The 22,443-nt window shown below is 52.9% G+C and carries 23 protein-coding genes; 17 read left to right on the top strand and 6 right to left on the bottom strand.

Annotation, left to right across the window (positions count from 1 at the left end; all coding sequences use genetic code 11):
* Positions 1 to 82 precede the first annotated feature (82 nt).
* A complete protein-coding gene (gene hrpB, locus BUB06_RS20270) occupies positions 83 to 2,545 on the bottom strand; it encodes an ATP-dependent helicase HrpB (RefSeq protein ID WP_039476074.1) in 2,463 nt (820 codons plus the stop codon).
* Positions 2,546 to 2,637: 92 nt separating this feature from the next.
* On the opposite strand from hrpB, the gene thpR reads away from it, so the two are divergent.
* The 9 genes from thpR to panD all read left to right on the top strand — a co-directional run bounded on the left by thpR (position 2,638) and on the right by panD (position 10,007).
* The gene (gene thpR / locus BUB06_RS20275) at positions 2,638 to 3,168 is read left to right on the top strand and encodes an RNA 2',3'-cyclic phosphodiesterase (protein WP_039476076.1); all 531 of its coding nucleotides are present in this window, start codon (positions 2,638 to 2,640) and stop codon (positions 3,166 to 3,168) included.
* Between the two features lie 34 nt (positions 3,169 to 3,202).
* Positions 3,203 to 3,907, top strand: a complete 705-nt coding sequence (sfsA, locus tag BUB06_RS20280; RefSeq protein ID WP_010299558.1) for a DNA/RNA nuclease SfsA — start codon at positions 3,203 to 3,205, stop codon at positions 3,905 to 3,907.
* Positions 3,908 to 4,174: 267 nt separating this feature from the next.
* Positions 4,175 to 4,630: an RNA polymerase-binding protein DksA gene (dksA, locus tag BUB06_RS20285; RefSeq protein WP_005969032.1), complete on the top strand. Its 456-nt coding sequence runs from the start codon at positions 4,175 to 4,177 to the stop codon at positions 4,628 to 4,630.
* Between the two features lie 128 nt (positions 4,631 to 4,758).
* Complete coding sequence (gene gluQRS / locus BUB06_RS20290) at positions 4,759 to 5,691, top strand: tRNA glutamyl-Q(34) synthetase GluQRS (protein WP_039476079.1); 933 nt, start codon at positions 4,759 to 4,761, stop codon at positions 5,689 to 5,691.
* A gap of 139 nt (positions 5,692 to 5,830) precedes the next feature.
* The gene (gene pcnB / locus BUB06_RS20295; protein ID WP_203471246.1) at positions 5,831 to 7,243 is read left to right on the top strand and encodes a polynucleotide adenylyltransferase PcnB; all 1,413 of its coding nucleotides are present in this window, start codon (positions 5,831 to 5,833) and stop codon (positions 7,241 to 7,243) included.
* Positions 7,243 to 7,788 carry a 2-amino-4-hydroxy-6-hydroxymethyldihydropteridine diphosphokinase gene (gene folK / locus BUB06_RS20300; RefSeq protein ID WP_039476081.1) on the top strand — a complete coding sequence of 182 codons (546 nt, stop codon included), beginning with the start codon at positions 7,243 to 7,245 and terminating at the stop codon, positions 7,786 to 7,788. Before pcnB ends, folK begins: the two co-directional genes overlap by 1 nt.
* 105 nt (positions 7,789 to 7,893) lie before the next feature.
* Positions 7,894 to 8,691: a 3-methyl-2-oxobutanoate hydroxymethyltransferase gene (gene panB / locus BUB06_RS20305; RefSeq protein WP_039476084.1), complete on the top strand. Its 798-nt coding sequence runs from the start codon at positions 7,894 to 7,896 to the stop codon at positions 8,689 to 8,691.
* Positions 8,692 to 8,754: 63 nt separating this feature from the next.
* Positions 8,755 to 9,609, top strand: coding sequence for a pantoate--beta-alanine ligase (panC, locus tag BUB06_RS20310; RefSeq protein WP_010299569.1), 855 nt, complete (start codon positions 8,755 to 8,757; stop codon positions 9,607 to 9,609).
* A gap of 17 nt (positions 9,610 to 9,626) precedes the next feature.
* A complete protein-coding gene (gene panD, locus BUB06_RS20315; RefSeq protein ID WP_010299570.1) occupies positions 9,627 to 10,007 on the top strand; it encodes an aspartate 1-decarboxylase in 381 nt (126 codons plus the stop codon).
* 62 nt (positions 10,008 to 10,069) lie between these two features.
* Here the strand turns inward: panD and BUB06_RS20320 are convergent, their stop codons facing one another.
* On the bottom strand, positions 10,070 to 10,840 hold the full coding sequence (locus tag BUB06_RS20320) for an ABC transporter permease (RefSeq protein ID WP_010299572.1): 771 nt from the start codon (positions 10,838 to 10,840) through the stop codon (positions 10,070 to 10,072).
* Positions 10,837 to 11,775, bottom strand: a complete 939-nt coding sequence (locus BUB06_RS20325; protein WP_010299580.1) for an ABC transporter ATP-binding protein — start codon at positions 11,773 to 11,775, stop codon at positions 10,837 to 10,839. The genes BUB06_RS20320 and BUB06_RS20325 overlap by 4 nt, the downstream gene beginning before the upstream one ends.
* 333 nt (positions 11,776 to 12,108) lie before the next feature.
* Here BUB06_RS20325 and can point away from each other — a divergent pair, with 333 nt between their 5' ends.
* Positions 12,109 to 12,750: a carbonate dehydratase gene (gene can, locus BUB06_RS20330; protein WP_010280785.1), complete on the top strand. Its 642-nt coding sequence runs from the start codon at positions 12,109 to 12,111 to the stop codon at positions 12,748 to 12,750.
* A gap of 59 nt (positions 12,751 to 12,809) precedes the next feature.
* Here the strand turns inward: can and hpt are convergent, their stop codons facing one another.
* Entirely contained in the window at positions 12,810 to 13,343 is a 534-nt protein-coding gene (gene hpt / locus BUB06_RS20335; RefSeq protein ID WP_029369092.1) for a hypoxanthine phosphoribosyltransferase, read from the bottom strand.
* 152 nt (positions 13,344 to 13,495) lie between these two features.
* On the opposite strand from hpt, the gene BUB06_RS20340 reads away from it, so the two are divergent.
* A complete protein-coding gene (locus BUB06_RS20340; RefSeq protein WP_010308848.1) occupies positions 13,496 to 13,927 on the top strand; it encodes a GNAT family N-acetyltransferase in 432 nt (143 codons plus the stop codon).
* Here the strand turns inward: BUB06_RS20340 and BUB06_RS20345 are convergent, their stop codons facing one another.
* Entirely contained in the window at positions 13,928 to 15,013 is a 1,086-nt protein-coding gene (locus BUB06_RS20345; protein ID WP_039476389.1) for an ABC transporter ATP-binding protein, read from the bottom strand.
* Between the two features lie 4 nt (positions 15,014 to 15,017).
* Positions 15,018 to 16,640 carry an ABC transporter permease gene (locus tag BUB06_RS20350; protein WP_039476391.1) on the bottom strand — a complete coding sequence of 541 codons (1,623 nt, stop codon included), beginning with the start codon at positions 16,638 to 16,640 and terminating at the stop codon, positions 15,018 to 15,020.
* 294 nt (positions 16,641 to 16,934) lie between these two features.
* On the opposite strand from BUB06_RS20350, the gene BUB06_RS20355 reads away from it, so the two are divergent.
* The 6 genes from BUB06_RS20355 to nrdE all read left to right on the top strand — a co-directional run bounded on the left by BUB06_RS20355 (position 16,935) and on the right by nrdE (position 22,425).
* A complete protein-coding gene (locus BUB06_RS20355) occupies positions 16,935 to 17,282 on the top strand; it encodes a YacC family pilotin-like protein (RefSeq protein ID WP_010280797.1) in 348 nt (115 codons plus the stop codon).
* A 108-nt stretch (positions 17,283 to 17,390) separates the two neighbouring features.
* The gene (gene speE / locus BUB06_RS20360; RefSeq protein WP_039476393.1) at positions 17,391 to 18,254 is read left to right on the top strand and encodes a polyamine aminopropyltransferase; all 864 of its coding nucleotides are present in this window, start codon (positions 17,391 to 17,393) and stop codon (positions 18,252 to 18,254) included.
* A 45-nt stretch (positions 18,255 to 18,299) separates the two neighbouring features.
* Positions 18,300 to 19,094, top strand: coding sequence for an adenosylmethionine decarboxylase (gene speD, locus BUB06_RS20365; protein WP_010308862.1), 795 nt, complete (start codon positions 18,300 to 18,302; stop codon positions 19,092 to 19,094).
* Positions 19,095 to 19,609: 515 nt separating this feature from the next.
* A complete protein-coding gene (gene nrdH / locus BUB06_RS20370) occupies positions 19,610 to 19,849 on the top strand; it encodes a glutaredoxin-like protein NrdH (RefSeq protein WP_010309776.1) in 240 nt (79 codons plus the stop codon).
* A gap of 9 nt (positions 19,850 to 19,858) precedes the next feature.
* Positions 19,859 to 20,266 (top strand): class Ib ribonucleoside-diphosphate reductase assembly flavoprotein NrdI, encoded by a 408-nt coding sequence (gene nrdI / locus BUB06_RS20375; RefSeq protein WP_010280810.1) that lies wholly within the window; start codon positions 19,859 to 19,861, stop codon positions 20,264 to 20,266.
* The gene (nrdE, locus tag BUB06_RS20380) at positions 20,263 to 22,425 is read left to right on the top strand and encodes a class 1b ribonucleoside-diphosphate reductase subunit alpha (RefSeq protein ID WP_048329359.1); all 2,163 of its coding nucleotides are present in this window, start codon (positions 20,263 to 20,265) and stop codon (positions 22,423 to 22,425) included. Before nrdI ends, nrdE begins: the two co-directional genes overlap by 4 nt.
* Positions 22,426 to 22,443: the final 18 nt, after the last annotated feature.

Below are 22,443 nucleotides of genomic sequence, written 5' to 3' on the forward strand. Positions count from 1 at the left end.
GTTGTTCACGGCTATCTGCTCTGCGCTCAAGCCGCCTACTCTGTTTCCAGCCCCTTTTTTGGGAAAGCGGAAACGTCTGAAATTAGTGATTCTGATATTTCTTGGTACGTCTCGTCGGAGCCGTATTTGCCGGATCGTCCGGCCAGACATGCTTGGGGTAACGCCCCTTCATCTCTTTTTGCACGTCGCGGTAGGTGCCTTGCCAGAATGCCGCTAAATCTCGCGTAATCTGTAGTGGACGCTGTGCGGGTGACAAAAGTTCCAATACCAGCGCCACACGCCCTTCCGCCAGCAGTGGGCTCTGCTGCTCACCAAACATTTCCTGCATCCGCACCGACAGCACCGGTGGCTTATCGTCATAATAGGCGATAGGCAAGCGACTGCCGCCGGGAACCGTATAGTGCGTGGGCAATGCGCTATCCAGCCGCTGGCGCAGCGACCAGTCCAACAGTCGCAGCAGCGCATCACTCAAATTAATTTGGTGCAGCGCCCGTAAATCACGCACGCCAGCAAGTGACGGCAGTAACCAGACTTCCAGCGTTGCCAGCAGCGCTTCATCGTCCACTCGCGGCCAGTCAACTTCCGGCAACCACTGGTGCGCACACTGTAGCCGGGCGCGTAGCTGCAACGCTGCAGCATCCCAGTTTAATGCATCCATCCCCTGCTCCCGAATCCAGGATAACATCGCCTGCTGTAGTGCCTCATCGGATGGCTTATTCAGCGGACGCGTTCGCAGAGTCAGACAACCTATCTGGTCGCGCTGGCTGGCGCGCAGAGTACCCTTTTCTTCGTCCCAGTGCACCACGTTACGTTCATTTATTAATCCGGGTAGCCGCCGTTCCAGCCGTTCAATATCCAGCGGCAACGCCAGCAGGATCCGTGCCTCTGCGCTTTGCTTGTTTTGCACTAATCGATCGTTCTGTAGCAACGCCGGGGTCAGCAACCACTCGGTGCCTGACAGCGCCTCATCAGGCGACATCATCGCGCCGCTGCCGTTAGCAAGCTGGTAGCGCCCATCCTGACTACGCCGCCGGGCGATGCGGTCGGGGAAAGCCTGCGCCAACAGCCAGTCGGCTTCCCCGCCGTCAATGCGTCCTGAGGTCGTCGATAAACGACGCGTCAGCTGTTTTGCCCGCCGTAACCAGTGCGGCAATGGGCGATGCAACCAATCAGCCAGATTGATCGACCCGCTACGTGGCGGCTCTTCGAGTATCGCCGCCAGACATCCAGCCGTGGCCAACGCATCTGAACTTTGCTGTGATGCGGTATACAGCATCGTCGCCAGTCGGGCATCGCAGCCTAACGCGGCTATTTTCCGCCCCTCGGCGGTTAACCTATCCTGCTCATCGGTGATACCAAGCTGGCGCAGCAGTTGACGTGCAGCATAAAGCGCAGGGGCTGGCGGCGTATCCAGCCAGGTTAACTGCGTCACATCAGTGCAGCCCCACTGTAATAAATCCAGCCAAAGGCTGCTTAAATCACTGTTCAATATCTCGGCTTCACTTTGCACCGCCGCGCGCTCTGCTTGTTCACGCGAGCACAGATGCCAGCATATGCCGGGGCTTAAACGTCCAGCACGCCCGGCGCGCTGCACCATCGACGCCTGACTGATTCGCTGCGTCATCAGTCGGGTGACACCGCTTTTCACATCAAAGCTGGCTACGCGCTCAAGGCCGCTATCCATCACCAGCCGGATCCCTTCAATCGTCAGGCTGGTTTCAGCAATATTGGTGGCTAACACCACCTTACGACGGCCCGGTTCCGCGGGCAGAATCGCCTTTTGCTGCTCCGCCAGCGTCAATGCACCATATAAAGGACAAAGATCTGTCTCGCTCGACACGCTATTTTCCAGCAGCGCCTGCACACGGCGAATCTCCGCGACGCCGGGTAAAAACAGCAGCAGCGAACCAGCTTCTTCACTGAGCAAACGCCGTACCTGTCGCGCAACGCCTTCTTCTAAACGCTCCTGATTATTCAGCGGCGCATAACACCGCTCAACTGGATAGCTGCGACCTTCGGAAACCACGCAGACGGCTTCCGGCAGCAGCGTCGCCAGCCGTGCATTGTCGAGCGTGGCGGACATAATCAGCAGTTTTAAGTCTTCACGCAGCCCTTGTTGCACATCGAGCAACAGCGCCAATGCCAAATCGGCCTGCACGCTGCGCTCGTGAAATTCATCAAGGATGATCAGCGCCACGCCTTGCAGTTCCGCATCTTGTTGCAGCAAACGAGTCAGCATGCCTTCAGTGACGACTTCCAGCCTCGTTGCGTCACTCACACAGCTTTCCGACCGCATGCGATAACCGATGGTTTGCCCCGGTTCTTCACCCAGCTGCTGCGCCAGCCGCCAGGCCACGCTCTTCGCCGCCAGACGACGTGGCTCCAGCATGATAATGCGCCCATTCAATTGACCCTGTTGCAGCAACTGCAACGGCAGCCAGGTTGATTTCCCCGCCCCTGTTGGCGCATTGAGCAGCACCTGAGGCGCGTTATGTAGCGCCGTTATAACATCATCCAGCACGGCGCTGACGGGCGGTAAAATCACAGGCTTCTCCGTATAAGGTTAACTTTCAGCGGCGAGCATTGTAGCATCTGGATGAATGTAGCATCTGATGGAATCAGAACAGAGAGATCGCCATGTCAGCCACCCGCCGCCTGTTTTTTGCCTTATCATTCCCGGAAACCACACAGCAAGAGATTATCCGCTGGCGTGCCGAACACTTCCCTCTGGAAGCGGGTCGTCCGGTCGCCGCCGCCAATCTTCATCTGACGCTGGCGTTTTTGGGCGATGTCAGCGAGCAAAAAGCGCAGGTCTTACAGACACTGGCGGGTCGCATCCGTCAACCCGCTTTTTCCCTTACGCTGAATGACGCCGGACACTGGCCGCATCCCGGCGTGGTCTGGCTGGGCTGCCGTCGTGCACCGCGCGGGCTGTTACAGTTGGCGGAACTGCTGCGTTCTCAGGCCGCACGCAACGGCTGCTATCAAACGGCCTTGCCGTTTCATCCGCACATTACGCTATTACGTGGCGCAACTCGCCCCGTTGCGATTCCCCCCGCCACCTTTAGCTGGCAGTTCGACATGACGCACTTTTCACTTTACGAGTCACTTTTCGATAATGGCAAAACCCGCTATCAGCAGTTGGAAAGCTGGTCATTTATTAAATAAGTAGTCGAGTGGATAAACAAAAAACAGGATACGCATGGACTATACCCCACGCTTACAACCCGCCCGGTTGATTAAACGTTACAAACGCTTTTTGGCCGATGTCGTAACCCCAGAAGGCGAGACGCTCACGCTGCATTGTGCCAATACCGGTGCGATGACAGGCTGCGCCACGCCCGGCGATACCGTCTGGTACTCCACGTCGGATAACCCCAAGCGCAAATATGCCCAGAGCTGGGAACTGACTGAAACGCAACAAAATCACTGGATTTGTGTCAATACTCTGCGTGCCAACACATTATTGTACGAAGCCTTATTGGAAAATCGCATAGAAGAGCTAGCAGGCTACCCGGACGTAAAAACGGAAGTAAAATACGGTACGGAAAATAGCCGAGTCGACCTGCTTTTACAGGCGCCGGACAGGATTGACTGCTATATTGAGGTGAAATCTGTCACATTATTGCAACATGAATGTGGTTACTTTCCGGATGCGGTTACACTCAGAGGGCAAAAGCATCTGCGCGAGCTGCAACAGATGGTTTCCAATGGAAAACGTGCAGTCCTTTTTTTCGCCGTTCTCCATTCAGGTATCCAGCAGGTTTCTCCCGCCCGGCATATTGATTCACGCTATGCGGAATTATTTATCGAAGCACAGCAGGCTGGGGTTGAAATTTTATGTTACGGCTCCACATTATGCCCTGATGGTATTAAATTGACGCATAAGCTACCGTTGTTGGGATGACGTACAAGCATTGCATAACACGCCGAACGTACCACCAAAGGCGTAACACATTGTTTATTATTTAATGTAAGCAGGTTGTTCCTCACACTTTATCAGGCCGGTGTCAGGAAGCATTGCCAACCCCATCTTCATCTGCTATTTATAGCGGCCTGTTTTTTCCCCCTTTGGGGGCCGATATACCCAGATAGCTGAAGTTATGGCCAACAACGCCGCAACTTCACTGCATAAAAGGGTATTATGCGTGTCGTGTTATGTAGGAGAAGCAACATGCAAGAAGGGCAAAACCGTAAGACATCTTCTCTGAGCATTCTCGCAATTGCCGGAGTAGAGCCGTACCAGGAGAAGCCGGGCGAAGAGTATATGAACGACGCTCAGCTGGCTCATTTCAAGCGTATTCTTGAAGCATGGCGCAACCAACTCATGGATGAAGTGGATCGTACGGTATCGCACATGCGCGATGAAGCCGCTAATTTCCCCGATCCCGTGGATCGCGCAGCGCAGGAAGAAGAGTTCAGTCTCGAACTGCGTAACCGTGACCGTGAGCGCAAGCTGATCAAGAAAATCGCCAAAACGCTGGTGAAAATCGAAGATGAGGATTTCGGATTCTGTGAATCCTGTGGCGTCGAGATTGGCATCCGCCGTCTGGAAGCCCGTCCGACCGCCGATCTGTGTATCGACTGCAAAACGTTGGCAGAGATACGCGAAAAGCAAATGGCAGGCTAATTTTCCTGTCCAGAATCGGCTCCTGCCCGTCGCGGGGGCCGACTTCAGGAACTCTACCGCTGATGAATGATGTTCATCACCCTATCTTCTGTCTGGATAAAACGCTGACGAGATAGCACCAACCTCTTATGTCTGGAACAACTGGTTTCACCAAAACGCATCGTTACGTCGGGCGTTTTGCTCCCTCTCCTTCTGGTGACCTGCATTTTGGCTCACTGATCGCCGCACTCGGTAGTTATCTGCAAGCTCGTTCCCAACAAGGGCGCTGGCTGGTACGCATTGAAGACATCGATCCGCCACGGGAAATTTCCGGCGCCGCCTCCCGTATCCTTGCACAATTAGAACATTACGGTCTGTATTGGGACGGCGAGGTGATGTACCAGTCACAGCGGTATGCGCGTTACCGCGAGATCCTTCAGCAGCTTCAACAGCAGGGCATGAGCTATTACTGCACCTGTACGCGTAGCCGTATCCAGCAGCTAGGCGGGCATTATGACGGTTATTGCCGGACGCGTAACCTGCCGCCCGATAACGCCGCGCTACGCCTGCGCCAGACAACGCCGGTATTTCACTTTCACGATAAATTGCGTGGCGAGCTGTATGCCGACACGGCACTCGCGCAGGAAGATTTTATTATCCACCGCCGTGACGGACTGTTTGCCTATAATCTGGCCGTCGTGATTGACGATAACGATCAGGGTATTACGGAGATCGTGCGCGGTGCCGACCTTATCGAGCCAACAGTGCGGCAAATTTCGCTCTATCAGCAGTTGGGCTACGCGATCCCTACCTATGCTCATCTGCCGCTGGTGCTGAATACCGAGGGAAATAAGCTTTCCAAGCAGAACCATGCACCAGCGCTACCGAATAGCGATCCGCGTCCCGTGCTGCTGGCTGCACTGCAATTCTTGAACCAACCACTGCCGGAGAACGGTCAGGAGATGACGCTTTCCGCCCTTCTGGCGTGGTCTGTCGCGCACTGGTCCCTTGATGTTGTTCCGTTGCAGGCGGCAATAAACCCATCCACGATCACATCAGCATTCTCAAAGGGGCATTGGTGAGCTATGATTAGCCGCTATTTTTAGTGACGCACTCTCTTTGGCCGTCACATTTGCAGGCCGTCACTGGGTCGACGTCAAAAACGTTTCCCGGAAATTTTTTGCTGTGCCGTTGATTTATCCATCACTATCGAGGTGTATTATCTTTTCCCGAGTTGCTAATTTTTGTCGTAAGGTACTGAATCGTGAGAACGAAATGGTCGAATCAGAGGAACCGCGCCAGCATCTGACGGTGATTCCGCGTGACCAACATACTATTTCACGCAGCGATATCAGCGATAACGCGCTGAAAGTACTTTATCGCCTGAACAAAGCGGGCTACGAGGCTTATCTGGTTGGCGGCGGCGTACGCGACCTGCTTCTGGGCAAAAAGCCGAAAGATTTTGATATCACCACTAACGCCACACCCGATCAGGTGCGCAAGTTATTCCGCAACTGTCGTTTGGTCGGGCGTCGTTTCCGCCTCGCCCATATCATGTTCGGGCCAGAGGTGATTGAAGTTGCCACGTTCCGTGGTCACCACGAACAGCATCAGGAACAGCAAGAAGTCAAAAATTCCTCTCAGCAGGCCCAAAGCGGCATGCTGTTACGCGACAATATTTTTGGTTCCGTTGAAGAAGACGCCCAGCGCCGCGATTTCTCGATCAATAGCCTCTATTACAGCATTTCTGATTTCAGCGTACGTGACTATACCGATGGCCTGAACGATCTGCGTCAGGGCATCATCCGTATGATTGGCGATCCCGAAACGCGCTACCGTGAAGATCCGGTGCGTATGCTGCGCGCCGTCCGTTTCGCCGCTAAGCTGAACATGACGGTCAGCCCGGAAACCGCTGAGCCGATTCCTCGTCTGGCCTCATTGCTGCACGATATCCCTGCGGCGCGCATGTTTGAAGAGTCGCTGAAGCTGCTTCAGTCAGGCTATGGCTACCCGACTTATAAAATGCTGTGTGAATACCAGCTGTTCCAACCGCTTTTCCCGCTGCTGAGCCGCTACTTCACACCAAACGGCGACTCCACGCTGGAGCGCATGGTTGCACAAGTACTGAAAAATACCGATCAGCGTTTGCAAAATGACATGCGAGTCAATCCGGCGTTTTTGTTTTCCGCCATGCTGTGGTATCCGCTGGTTGAGCATGCACAAAAGCTGGCTCAGGAAAGCGGGCTGGCTTACTTCGATGCCTTCTCGCTGGCGATGAACGATGTACTGGATGAACAGTGCCGTTCTCTGGCAATTCCTAAGCGCATTACCTCTTTAGTTCGTGATATCTGGCAGTTGCAAACGCGGCTGTCTCGCCGTCAGGGTAAACGCGCTTATAAGCTGATGGAACATCCTAAATTCCGCGCCGCGTATGACCTGCTTTGCCTGCGTGCCGAAATCGAAAACCATCAGGAGCTGCTGCGCTTGGCTCAGTGGTGGGGAGAATTTCAGGTAGCCGCACCGCCACGTCAGCAAAACATGCTGAAATCACTGGATGACGGCCCGACGCCACATCGTCGTTCCCGCCCTCGTCGACCACGTAAACCGACAACAGCACGTAGAGATCCAGCATAATGACGCGCGTGTATCTGGCGCTGGGCAGCAATCTTGCCCAGCCTTTGCAACAGGTGCGCGCGGCATTGTCTGCGCTAGATGCGATTCCACATACGCGCGTCGTTTGCTGCTCCTCATTTTATCGTAGCCGCCCGCTTGGCCCGCAGGATCAGCCAGACTATCTCAACGCCGTTGTTGAACTGGAAACCGCATTAGCGGCCGAATCGCTGCTGGATCACACACAGGCCATCGAGCTGGAACAAGGTCGCGAACGCAAGGAACATCGCTGGGGGCCACGCACGTTGGATCTGGACATTCTGCTGTTCGGCGATGTCGTCATCCAGACTGAACGTCTGACCGTGCCGCATTACGACATGAAGAATCGTGAATTCATGCTCTACCCGCTCGCAGAAATCGCCCCTGAACTGACGTTCCCCGACGGCGAAACCCTCGCCCAGCGGTTAACCCATGTCGACCGCAACGGTCTGACCCTATGGGATAATAGAAAGTGGGATAATCAACGCTGGGATGACGAGAAGCTGACCGGAACAGTCGACCACGAATAATTCTCCGCATCTGCAACTTGAAGCGCGACGGGTATATCGCTACACGTCGGCTTACATTAGAATGTCCCCCTCAATTCTTCGCCCTATTGACATAGGAAGACCGTCATGAAACCGACGACTATCTCCCACTTGCGCCAATGGAAACAAGAGCAGCGAAAATTCGCTACGATTACTGCTTACGACGCCAGTTTCTCTCGCCTGTTTTTCGAGCAAGGCATCCGCGTGATGCTGGTGGGTGACTCACTGGGAATGACCGTACAGGGTCACTATTCCACATTACCCGTGACCACACACGATATCGTTTACCACACGCAGTGTGTCCGCCGTGGCGCACCGCTGGCGCTGGTTCTCTCCGATATGCCTTTTATGACCTATGCCACGCCAGAACAAACGTTCAGCCAGGCCGCAGAACTGATGCGTGCCGGTGCGAATATGGTGAAGCTGGAAGGCGGAAGCTGGCTTGCCCCGACGGTAAAAATGCTGACAGAACGCGCCGTGCCGGTGTGCGGTCATCTGGGTCTGACGCCGCAGTCCGTTAACATCTTCGGCGGCTATAAAATTCAGGGCCGGAGCGAAAGCGATGCCAATCAGCTACTGGCCGATGCCCTTGCGCTTGAAGAAGCGGGGGCGCAGCTGCTCGTGCTGGAATGCGTGCCTGTCGCGCTGGCCAAGCGCGTAACGGAAGCGCTGTCAATTCCGGTGATCGGTATTGGCGCAGGCAACGTTACCGACGGGCAGATTCTTGTCATGCATGATGCTTTCGGCATTACCGGCGACAACACGCCTAAGTTTGCCAAGAACTTTCTGGCACCCAGCGGGGGTGATATCCGCGCGGCAGTGCGTTTGTATGCACAAGAAGTCGAACAGGGTATTTACCCAGCAGAAGAGCACTCGTTTCATTAAGAACAGTCATTTCATTAAAAAACGAGCATTCCGTTAATCGGGCTATTTTTTAGGAGTACGAGTGTGTTAATAATCGAAACCCCTCTGCTGCTGCGCCGCGAGGTTCGTCGCTGGCGTCAGGAAGGGAAACGCATTGCTTTAGTTCCCACCATGGGTAATTTGCATGACGGGCACATGACGCTGGTCGATGAAGCCAGAGCACGTGCCGATATCGTTATTGTCAGCGTTTTTGTCAATCCTATGCAGTTTGAGCGGCCAGATGATTTAGCCCGCTACCCCCGGACATTGCAGGAAGACTGCGAGAAATTGAATCGCCGCGGTGCCGATCTGGTTTTCGCACCGAGCCCGGATGTGATATACCCCAATGGACTGGAGTCGCAAACGTTTGTCGATGTGCCAGGCCTATCTTCCATGTTGGAAGGCGCCAGCCGTCCTGGCCATTTTCGGGGCGTTGCGACCATCGTCAGTAAGTTGTTCAATATGGTACAGCCGGATGTCGCCTGCTTTGGTGAGAAAGATTACCAGCAGTTAGCGCTGATTCGGCAGCTTGTCCGCGATATGGGCTATGACATTGATATTATTGGTGTCCCTATCGTGCGTGCAAAAGACGGTTTAGCATTGAGTTCACGTAATGGATATCTCAGCGCGGAAGAACGCCAGCGAGCACCGCATGTTTATCAGGTGATGATGGACATGGCGACACAGTTGGACAACGGCGACCGCCAGATAGACACCTTACTGGAACAGGCGGCAGACAAGCTGTGTGAAGCGGGCTTTACGCCTGATGAACTGTTTATCCGCGATGCTGATACGTTGCAACCGCTGAGCGCGGCCAGCACACGAGCAGTGATTTTGATGGCTGCCTGGTTAGGCAAGGCCAGATTGATTGATAACCACCAGGTCGATTTGACTGTATGAACCGAGGTAACAAAGCGATGATACGTACCATGCTGCAAGGCAAGCTGCACCGGGTCAAAGTAACTCAGGCTGACTTGCATTATGAAGGCTCTTGCGCCATCGATCAGGATTTTATGGATGCCGCTGGCATTCTGGAATACGAAGCGATTGATATCTACAACGTTGATAACGGTCAGCGTTTCTCGACCTACGCCATTGCGGGCGAAAGAGGCTCACGCATTATCTCCGTGAACGGCGCTGCCGCTCGCCTTGCCTGCGTGGGCGACAAACTGATTATCTGCTCCTATGTGCAGATGTCCGACGAGGAAGCCAGAAGCCACAGCCCGAAGGTCGCCTATTTCTCTGGCGATAACGAGCTGCAACGTCAGGCAAAAGCGATTCCGGTTCAGGTCGCCTGATCGCTTTAGATAAGCAAAAGGCGGTGTTACCACCGCCTTCTCATTTTTGCAGCATCCACACACTACGTCCGTAACCCGCGTCCGCGTTCAATCAGCCACCAGACCAGCAGATAAAACGCCACGATAAAGGCTATCAGCACCGACATCGTGAACAGCAGCGGTACATCCTGAATCCCGAGGAAGCCATAGCGGAAGCCGCTAATCATGTACACGACTGGGTTCAGCTTGGAAACGGCCTGCCAGAACGGCGGCAGCAGCGTCAGCGAGTAAAACACCCCACCCAGATAGGTCAGCGGCGTTAACACAAATGTCGGAATCAGGCTGATATCATCAAAGGTTTTCGCAAATACCGCATTCAATAAGCCCGCCAGCGAGAACAGCGTCGCCGTCAGCAGGAGCGTCAGAACAATGATCCACCAGGCATGAACCTGCAACGGGACGAAGAACAGTGATACAGCAGTCACCAGAACCCCGACGCACAGGCCACGTGCAATACCCCCACCAACATAGCCCGCAATGATCACGTGAGTCGGCACTGGCGCGACCAGCAGTTCTTCAATATTGCGTTGAAACTTGGCGCTGAAAAAGGAAGAAGCGACGTTAGCATAGGCGTTGGTAATCACCGCCATCATGATCAAGCCCGGCACGATAAACTGCATGTAGGTGAAACCGTGCATATCGCCAATACGTGAACCGATCAGGTTGCCGAAAATAATGAAATACAGCGTCATCGTGATCACTGGCGGCACCAGCGTCTGAATCCAGATACGCCCAAATCGAGTGACTTCTTTCACCCAGATACTCTGTAGCGCTACCCAATACAAATGCATCATGCCTTTTCTCCCTTACCGCTCACCCCGTCCCCATTAACCAAGGTGACAAACAGCTCTTCCAACCGGTTCGCTTTATTACGCATACTTAATATCGTTATCCCCTGTGCACTGAGCTGGCTGAATAACGCGTTCAGGCCTTGCTCGCGCATCACATCCACTTCCAGCGTTGAGGTATCCATCAGGCGGAACGCATAACCTTCAAGCTGTGGCAGCGGGCTTTTCGCCGCCAGATCGAAAATAAACGTTTCGGACTTCAGCTGAGCAAGTAGCTGCTTCATCGAGGTGTTCTCCACCAGCTCTCCCCGCTGGATGATCCCGATGTTGCGGCATAGCATTTCCGCTTCTTCCAGATAGTGCGTCGTTAGGATAATCGTGGTGCCCTGCGCGTTCAGCTCCTTCAAAAAACCCCACATAGAACGACGTAATTCGATATCCACGCCTGCGGTTGGTTCATCAAGAATCAGCAGCTTAGGCTCATGCATTAACGCACGCGCAATCATCAGACGACGCTTCATCCCACCAGACAACATCATCGCTTTTTCGCTACGTTTCTCCCACAGATCGAGCTGTTTCAGGTATTTTTCGGCACGCTGCAACGCGTCCTGACGTTTCACGCCATAATAGCCGGCCTGATTAACCACAATCTGTAATACCGTTTCGAAAGGATTGAAGTTAAATTCCTGCGGGACCAACCCCAGTTGGCGTTTCGCATTCACTTTGTCCAGCTCAAGGTCATAGCCGAAGACGCGAACTTTACCGGCCGTTTTATTCACCAGCGAGCTGATAATCCCAATCGTGGTCGATTTTCCCGCGCCATTTGGCCCCAGAAGCGCATAGAAATCCCCCGCTTCCACGTTCAGGTCGATCCCCCGTAGCGCCTGGACGCCTCCCGAATAGGTTTTGGTTAGTTGCGCCAGTTCCAGTGCATATGTCATAAGAAATGGATTGCCTTATTATCAGTGAGTTCTACAGATTCAAAGTGTGACAAATATATACTCTAAATAATTCAAGTTTCAGGAAGGCGGCAAGAGAAGGACAAATTCGTCGGGAACGAATTTGACCAGCCAACGGCTGGCCTCCGGTGAGAGACAGGATGTCTCTCATTTCATCCCGATGAGCTTACTCAAGTAAGTGATTCGGGTGAGTGAACGCAGCCAACGCACATGCAACTTGAAGTATGACGAGTATAAACTATCGTTTTTCAAACGACGCATGTTGCCTTATATTACTCCTCACTGCCCCTTGTTTGTTACAGGTCATTTACTTTCATGAAAGAAATTGAAACGCTCATCGCGAACAACCAGCTTTGGTCTAAAACGATGGTGGAAGAGGATCCTGGCTATTTTGAACGTCTGGCGCAGGCACAACGACCCCGTTTTCTATGGATTGGATGCTCGGACAGTCGCGTACCTGCGGAAAGTCTGACCAGCCTTGAGCCTGGTGAACTGTTTGTTCACCGTAACGTTGCCAATCTGGTTATTCACACCGACCTCAATTGCCTGTCTGTCGTGCAATATGCCGTCGAAGTTCTCGAAGTCGAACATATCATTATCTGCGGCCACTACGGCTGCGGTGGTGTTCAGGCTGCGGTGGAAAACCCAGAATTGGGTTTGATTAACAACTGGCTGCTGCACATTCGTGATTTGTGGTACAAGCATAGTTCGCTGCTGGGGGAATTGCCTCCTGAACAGCGGCTGAATACGCTCTGTGAAATCAACGTTGTCGAGCAGGTTTATAATCTCGGCCACTCCACCATCATGCAGTCCGCCTGGAAGCGTGGGCAGAAAGTCACGATCCACGGTTGGGTTTACGGTATTCAGGATGGCCGTCTGCGCGATCTGGAAGTGACTGCGACCAACCGGGAGACGCTGGAACAGCGTTATCGCCGCGCGATTTCCTCCCTGCCTTGATACGCTGTCTGACGCCCACTCGCTGGGCGTCGCTCACGGCATCGGCCTTATCTGATACGCTATTCCTGTGGAACAACCTTGCCGACGTAAGGTAAGTGGCGATAGTGTTGGGCATAGTCGATGCCGTAACCCACAACGAACTCATCGGGGATCGAGAACCCCACCCACTCGACTTTCACCGCCACTTCACGGCGCTCCGGTTTGTCCAGCAGCGTACAGATCGCCAGCGATTTCGGCGCACGCAGTTGCAGAATTTCCCGCACTTTGCTCAGCGTATTGCCCGAGTCGATAATATCTTCCACGATCAACACGTCTTTGCCGCGAATATCTTCATCCAGATCTTTCAGGATCTTAACATCGCGCGTACTGTTCATACCGCTGCCATAGCTGGATGCCGTCATGAAATCCACTTCGTGAGGGACATCAATCGCCCGGCATAAATCGGCCATAAAGATAAACGATCCGCGCAATAACCCCACCAGCACCATATCGCTGCCGCTATCACGGTAGTGTTCGCTGATCTGTTGCCCCAGTTCGGTAACCCGTGCCATCACTTCCTGCTCAGAAATCATGACTTCCACGGTATGTTTCATCATACTGATAACTCTTTGAAGTAAGGTATTCAGCACCATCGGCAAAATGACAGATTCATTATCGATGATGCGCCAATGCTGACGTTTGAATCAGCCCGGGCAATGCCCAAGCGCGCGAAGTATATCAGAAACCACACCATGAAGGAGACACCATGAGCACAACACCAGTGGATGTTTGCTACAAAGTGAATGCCCCGCTTTCCAGTCAGCAGTTCATTGAGCTGTTGGCGAAAACCTCATTGGGGCCGCGCCGCCCGCTGGACGACGAAGTGGCAATTGCCGGTATGCTTAAGCACGCCAACCTGCTGGTTTCCGCCTGGCAAGGGGAGACACTGGTTGGGATCGCGCGCAGCGTGACGGATTTTCATTTTTGCTGTTATCTGTCCGATCTGGCGGTATCAGAGGACTGTCAGCATGCGGGAATAGGCAAGAAACTGATTCAACAAACCGCTCAGCAGCTTGAAAAAGGCTGCAAAATCATTTTGCTGGCCGCGCCGCTGGCGGTGGATTACTACCCGAAATTAGGGTTTGAAAAACACAACAGCACGTGGCTCATGCCAGCGGCAGACCTGCACGAGGCATAATCATTTCGTTTCAGGGCCGTCAGCCGGACCGCTGGCGGCGGGTAAAGCAGGATACAAGACTGGCGGATCCGTCTTAATGCTTAAACGCACCTGCTGTCCCGGTTCAAACCAGTTGCCAGTCTGCACCAGCAGCATCAGTTCTCCCATCTTCACCCGATACAAGTTTGATGTGCCCATAAATAGCCTATCTTCGATCGACGCCGGACCATCGGGATCGAGCGCCAGCGCCACGTCTGCCGGGCGCACCATCCAGTCGCATTGTGAATCCATCGGCTGATTGAGTGGATGTGTCGCCTGATGATCGCCCAATGGGCTTTGCCACTGATGGTCACTCATAATTTTCACAGGCAAATAGTTCGTATTCCCCATAAAATCAGCCACAAAGCGGCTATTCGGGCGATGGTACAGCTCGGATGGGTAGCCCTGCTGCATAATTTTCCCTTCATCCAGCAGAATCAGGTGATCGGCGCAGGCAAAGGCTTCCTCTCTGCTGTGCGTAGCGAAAACCGCCGCGACATGGCGCTGTTTGAGAACCTGCCGTAATTCGGTGATCAAGCGGTAACGGGTCTGGCTGTCCAGACCTGGGAAGGGTTCATCCAGCAACAGCAGTTTCGGCTCACAGGCTAGCGCGCGGGCAATCGCCAAACGCTGTTGCTGTTCATTCGATAGCTCGTGTGGATAGCGTGCGGCGACATCATCCAGTTGCAAGAGCGTCAGCATCTCCGCACAGATTGGCTTCACCTCGCTTTCCGGGCGGCCATATAAGCCAAACGCAATGTTGCCTTCCACCGTGAGATGCGGAAAGAGCGCATAGTCCTGAAAAATCAGGCCAACCTGACGCAGCTCAGGCAGGACGTACTCTTGCGGTGAGCTGACAGGCTCACCCTCCAGCAAGATCTTGCCCTGAGTAATCGGTAGCAGGCCAGCGATCACCTGTAATAGCGCCGTTTTACCGCAACCGTTTTTACCCAGTAGGCAAATCGTTTCATCATCGCGCACGGCAAATGAGATGTTCTCCAACACGGGGGACTGCTGTAGCGTACAACTTACCGCCTGAACGCTCAGAATATCTATCGACGCGGCCATGTCATTATCCTTTTATATTCAGTGCGCGATTCAGCCAGAAAACAGGGATTAGCCCTACCGCCACCAGCACCAGCGCAGGAAAGGCAAATGACGCAATCTGCTCATCCGCCGTAAAGCGAAAAACATACGTCGCCAACGTATCAATCCCGAAAGGGCGCAGCAGCAGCGAAACATTCAGCTCTTTCATGCTTTCCGTGAAAATCAGCAGCGCCCCGATAAACAGGCTGCGGCGCAACAGCGGAATATGCACGCGTGACCAGCGGCTGAGGGGAGACGCGCCCAGCACAAGGCTCGCGCTGTCCAGCGAACGCGGGATGGCTTCCATACTGCGCTCAAGGCTGTCCAGCATCAGACGCCCAAATTTAACGCTATAGGCGAGGATGAGAATAAACAGCGATCCCGCCAGCAAAGCCTCCGCGGGAGGTAACCCCGCCGCGCTGGCAAACAGATTAATTCCGCTGTCCACCAGCGACAACAAGGTAAACATTCCGACAGCCAGCACCGCGCCGGGCAAGGCAAAACTCAGGCTGACTAGCCGAACCGGCGTCTGATTGGCAAATATCCCGGCCGTGCGCGTGTAGAAGATAAACGACAGCGCCATTAGCGTAATAACGGCTGTCGCGATAGCGGACGCCAACAGGCTATTCGTTACCGCGTGGAGGAACGCCATATCCCACACCGACAGCATGTGTCGGAGGGCCAAAAAGAGTAGATACAGCAGCGGGAACAGAAAAGACAGACAAACGATTCCCCAGCAGTAACTGCGAACCGCCTTACTGCGCCACCCGTTCAACACAGGCGGAACCACCTGAGAAGGATTCGCTTGAGCTTGATAAATTCTCTGCTTGCGACGCCAGAAATTAACCAGAAACATCAAGAGGAAGATCGCAGGTAAAATCAACACGCCAACGCGTGCTGCCGCGCCGAGATCGCCCTGCTTCTGCCAAATATCCAGCACCTGTGTTGTCAGGGTTGGGGTATCAAGATAAGACGCTGCGCCATAATCGCCCAGAGTCTCGACCACCACTAGCGCACCACCGCAGGCAATCGCAGGCCGTGCAATAGGCAAACATAAGCGGCGAAATACCTGAGCACGCGTCTGATTAAGTAAACGCGCCGAATGGATAAGGCTGGCAGGCTGTTTCACCAACGCTTCACGTACTAACAGGTAAATATAGGGATAGAGCACCAGTGCCAGCACCAGACTTATGCAACCCAGCGAAACGGGTAGCCCAGCAATGTGGGATTCACCCCACGACGACACTATCTGCAACCCACCTTCTTGCAACAACCGGGACAGATGGCGTAACGCATCGGTATAAAGGTAGGCGAGCAGAAATGCGGGCATCGCGAGCGGCAGGCAAAGCGCCCATTGCAGCACGCGATGGCCGGGAAAACGGTACATGGCAATAAACCAGGCGGAAGGCAATCCAAACAGCAAACTGAAGAAAAGCGTGCCAATTACGATGACCGCTGAATGTATCAGATAGGTGGGTAGCCCGACTTGCCACAGTTGGGTAAATCCCATCCCATCGGCAAAAAAAGCCTGATAAAAAACCGTTGCTAAAGGAAGCAGCAACAGTCCCGCCAACAACCAACTACTGACGCGCCAGACACCGGAGATCATAGAATAAAAACTGTATTAGATGAGATCGCTGTTATTAATAACAGAGGCTGACGGTGGCGTCATCGTATCAAACAGCGATAAATGGGCTTTAATCCTGCGATTAACCTGAGGCGATTTCCATCACCGACCGTCACTAAAATAAAAATCAACCATTTCAATAGATTGCATTTATTGGTTTTCCACCTTTTCACCATTCGTTTTTTATCGCAATCAGATGTTTCCCGTAAGAAAACTTGGAACCTCATGGGATATCTGTGATAACGTCATCTGACAACATTTGGAACAGGTTCAACCATGAAAAACTCTGCGCTGGCTCTGCTCCTGCTAAGCCTGATGAGCTTCTCTTCCGCCAGCAAGGCGCTGAATGAATTTGAAGCGGAAGATCTGGCCGATCTGACCGCGATCTTTGTTTATCTGAAAAACCACTGTGGCTATCAAGATCTGCCGAATGAACAGATTCGTCGGACACTAGTCGCGTTTGCTCAGCAAAACCGCTGGGATCTCAGCAATTACAGCGCTTACGATATGACAGCGATGGGTGAAGACAGCTATCGCGATCTGAGTAAAATCGCTATCCCGACGCCAAAGAAATGCCAGTCTCTGGCGCGTAATTCGCTCGGTTTGCTCTCCTACGCACAGTAGTTCTCTTCCACCTCCGCGCTGACTGAAATTTGACCGTGCAAGCGGCAAAAGAGTCGGCTATGATGGCGCGCCAATTTTCATGGCTGTTATCGCGGAGGAAGCCCTAACATGTCCCAGAAAGAAATTTGGTATGAAACCCTACATGCCAACTTTGGCCAGTACTTTTCGGTTGATCGTGTGCTGTATCACGAGAAGACCGATCATCAAGATCTCATCATCTTTGAAAACGACGCATTAGGCCGCGTAATGGCGCTTGACGGCGTGGTGCAAACCACCGAGCGCGATGAATTCATCTATCACGAAATGCTCACCCACGTTCCTCTTCTGTCACACGGTAATGCTAAACGCGTCCTGATTATCGGTGGCGGCGATGGAGGTATGCTGCGGGAAGTCAGCCGACACCGCGGCGTCGAACATATCACGATGGTAGAAATTGATGCGGGCGTGGTGGAATTTTGTCGCCAGTATCTGCCCAATCACAGCGCCGGTAGCTATGACGACCCGCGTTTTAATCTGGTGATTGATGACGGCGTTAACTTCGTCAGACAGTGCAGCGACAAGTTTGACGTCATTATTTCCGATTGCACCGACCCCATCGGCCCCGGCGAAAGCTTGTTCACCTCCGATTTCTATCAGGGCTGCGCCCGTTGCCTGAACGAAGGCGGGATTTTCGTCGCTCAGAATGGCGTGTGTTTCCTGCAACAGGATGAAGCCGTCGGCAGCCATAAAAAACTCAGCCACTATTTCAACGATGTCAGCTTTTATCAGGCAGCGATCCCGACGTATTACGGCGGCATTATGACGTTCGCCTGGGCCAGCAATAACCCGGCGCTGCGTCAGATAGACACCGCCACGCTGCGCCAGCGTTTTGCGCACTCTGGTATCACCTGTCGCTATTACACACCAAATGTTCACATCGGCAGTTTTGCCCTGCCACAGTATCTGCTGAGCGCGTTACAGAATGCGCAATAACCCATCACTTAGGGTAACCACACAACCACAAGGGGGTGACGTAAATTGCACAAGCTGAAACTACACGGCTTTAACAACCTGACGAAAAGCCTGAGTTTTTGTATCTACGATATCTGTTACACCAAAACGGCCGACGATCGCGATGGTTATATCGCCTATATCGACGAACAATATAACGCTAACCGTTTAACAGAAATCCTCACTGAAACCTGCTCCATTATCGGTGCCAACGTCCTTAACATCGCGCGTCAGGACTATGACCCACAAGGTGCCAGCGTGACCATTCTGGTCAGCGAAGAACCCATCGATCCACGGGATGTCGATACCTCAGAACATCCCGGACCACTGCCCAATTCTGTCGTCGCGCATCTGGATAAAAGCCATATCTGCGTTCATACCTACCCAGAAAGCCACCCAGAAGGCGGGCTGTGCACCTTCCGTGCGGATATCGAAGTGTCTACCTGTGGCGTAATTTCACCGCTGAAGGCGCTGAACTACCTGATCCACCAGCTTGAATCCGATATTGTGACCATCGACTATCGCGTGCGAGGATTTACTCGTGATGTCAACGGTATAAAACATTTCATCGATCATCAGATCAATTCGGTTCAGAACTTCATGTCCGAGGATATGAAAGCGCTCTATCACATGATGGATGTGAACGTGTATCAGGAAAATATCTTTCATACCAAGATGTTATTGAAAGATTTCGACCTGAAACACTACCTGTTCAACGTCAGCCCTGAAGCACTCAGCGCAGCTGAACGGAAAAGAATCACCGATCTGCTGTATCACGAAATGCAGGAAATCTATTACGGCAGAAACCTGCCCGTCCTCTAATTGACGGCCTCAGACTGCGATGCTGCACCAGCCGTTGGTAAGCTTGTTTGCAGAACGAAAACGGTGGTAATGGAATAGAAGAGTAAAGCGTTTATGCCAGGATGGCGCAACCCGAGCTTACAGGGAGGTACTTGCAGCGTCTTTACGATCTATCCATTACCACCGCTCGACGCACTTTGTCAGCAATCTTAGGTAACATTTCCATTTCCCCAACTCTCCTTTTTGTTTTTTAGCACACTATTTCGTCAAAAATGATGTGCGTCACATTTATTTATTTCTACATTTTTTACTTGCATTCTCTCCCAGCCTTGCTGCATCTGGGTTTGCGTCAATTGGTATAAGGTCAACTAAAAATCATATATCTTGTGTGGTTGAAATTTAAAACACCCACATCTAGTATTCTTTGTGTGGCGCTCGCGTAACGAGTTGCTACCCAGTGGATCGGTTCGGGTGCATATACCCTGAAGATAGCCGCTCCGACATACTTCTTTCACGCCAAAGGGTAAATACGAATCATGCGTATTACTATTTTCACTAAGCCAGATTGTGTTCAATGCAACGCCACATGCCGTGCGCTGGACAAGCAAGGAATTAACTATCAACTGGTGGACTTAACTGAAGATGAACAGGCGTTACAGCAGGTAAGAGCGTTGGGCTATCAACAGGTCCCCGTCGTGATGACGGCCGACGATCATTGGAGCGGCTTCCGCCCGGATAAGATCAGTACTCTGAACGCCACCCTGCAATTGCAGTAAGGGGGCAATATGAACCCGCTGGTCTATTTCTCCAGCCAGTCGGAAAACACGCATCGCTTCATTTCTCGGGTTGGCTTGCCAGCCCTGAGAATCCCGATAGCGACAGAACAGCCTGCATTGAAAGTTGATCGCCCCTACATTCTGGTTGTCCCCAGCTACGGCGGAGGCAGCACGAAAGGGGCTGTGCCGCGTCAGGTCATCATCTTTCTCAACGATCCGCACAATCGCGCTTACTTGCGCGGCGTGATTGCCGCAGGCAATACCAATTTCGGTGCAGCGTACTGCATCGCTGGCGACATCATTGCGCAGAAATGTCAGGTGCCTTACCTGTACCGCTTTGAATTGCTCGGCACGGCAGAAGACGTTGCAAACGTGCGTAAGGGAGTAACTGAATTTTGGCAACAACAGACCACGTGAGTGCAAAGGCAACCAAGGCCGAAGCGGATGCCCACTCGCTCGATTACCATACACTCGACTACCATGCGCTGAACGCGATGCTCAACCTCTACGACGCAGAGGGGAATATCCAGTTCGAGATGGATAAGCTCGCGGCACGCCGTTATTTCCTACAGCATGTGAACCAGAACACCGTGTTCTTCCACAATCTGGAAGAAAAGCTGCGTTATCTGGTTGAAGAAGGCTACTACGAAGCGGACGTGCTGGATCAATACCACTTCGATTTCATCAAAAGCCTCTTCCAGCAGGCTTACGCTCACAAATTCCGTTTTCAAACCTTTCTGGGTGCGTTCAAATACTACACCGGCTATACGCTGAAAACCTTTGACGGCAAACGCTATCTGGAGCGCTACGAAGATCGCGTCTGCCTCGTAGCACTGACCCTCTCCAAAGGGGATACTGCACTCGCTAGCGCGCTGGTCGACGAGATCATCAGCGGGCGCTTCCAGCCTGCCACCCCCACATTCCTCAATTGCGGTAAAAAGCAGCGCGGCGAGCTGGTCTCCTGCTTCCTACTGCGCATTGAAGACAATATGGAATCGATTGGTCGCGCGATTAACTCCGCGCTTCAGCTCTCAAAACGCGGCGGCGGTGTGGCCTTCATGCTCAGCAACATCCGCGAGACTGGCGCGCCGATCAAACGTATCGAAAACCAATCGTCCGGCATCATCCCGATCATGAAAATGCTGGAGGATGCGTTCTCCTACGCCAACCAGCTTGGTGCGCGTCAGGGTGCGGGGGCTGTGTACCTCAATGCGCATCACCCGGATATTCTGCGTTTTCTGGATACCAAGCGGGAAAATGCCGATGAAAAAATCCGCATCAAAACGCTGTCTTTAGGTGTGGTCATCCCCGATATCACATTCCAGTTGGCGAAGAATAATCAGGTGATGTACCTGTTCTCACCTTATGATGTCGAGCAGGTTTATGGCGTGCCACTGTCGGAAATTAGTGTCACCGAAAAATACCATGAGATGGTAAACGACAAGCGCATCCGTAAATCCCAAATTAAGGCACGCGAATTCTTCCAGATCCTCGCTGAAATCCAGTTCGAGTCCGGTTATCCCTACATGATGTTTGAGGATACGGTGAATCGTGCGAACCCGATTCACGGCCGCATCAATATGAGTAACCTGTGCTCTGAGATTTTGCAGGTCAACGAGGCCAGCCTGTACGACGACGATCTTGGCTACAGCCACATTGGCAAAGACATCTCCTGTAACCTCGGTTCGATGAATATCGCCAACGCAATGGCCTCGCCCGACTTCGGTCAGACAGTTGAAATGGCGATCCGCGCGCTGACCGCCGTTTCCGATATGAGCCACATCAGCTCCGTGCCATCCATCGAAAAAGGCAATGACCAATCACATGCGATTGGTTTAGGCCAGATGAACCTGCACGGCTATCTGGCGAAAGAACGGATTTTTTACGGTACAGAAGAAGCCGTCGATTTCACCAATATCTATTTTTACACCGTCGCCTTCCACGCACTTCGGGCATCGAATGCGCTGGCAATAGAGCGGAACCAGCGTTTCTCAGGCTTTGAACTCTCCAAATACGCCACGGGCGAGTATTTTGATAAATACATTGAGCAACGCTGGGAACCCACCACGGCACGCGCACGTGAGCTGTTTGAACAGTCTGGCATCCACATTCCCACTCAGCAGGACTGGGCGGCACTGCGCGAATCCGTGATTGCGCACGGCATTTACAACCAGAACCTGCAAGCGGTTCCGCCGACTGGTTCGATTTCATACATCAACCACTCGACGTCCAGCATTCACCCGATTGTGTCACGTATCGAAATTCGTAAAGAGGGCAAGATTGGTCGCGTCTACTACCCCGCCCCTTACATGAACAATGACAATCTGGAGTATTACCAGGATGCCTATGAAATCGGGCCGCAGAAGATTATCGACACCTATGCCGCCGCCACGCAGCATGTCGATCAGGGGCTGTCGCTGACGCTGTTTTTCCGCGATACCGCCACCACGCGCGACATTAATAAAGCGCAGATCTACGCCTGGACCAAAGGCATTAAGACTATTTATTACATTCGCATACGGCAGATGGCGCTGGAAGGCACCGAAGTTCAGGGCTGTGTGTCCTGTGCGCTATAAGCCATCGCGGAAGGAAAT

Source organism: Pectobacterium carotovorum (assembly GCF_900129615.1).
Classification (GTDB): Bacteria; Pseudomonadota; Gammaproteobacteria; order Enterobacterales; family Enterobacteriaceae; genus Pectobacterium; species Pectobacterium carotovorum.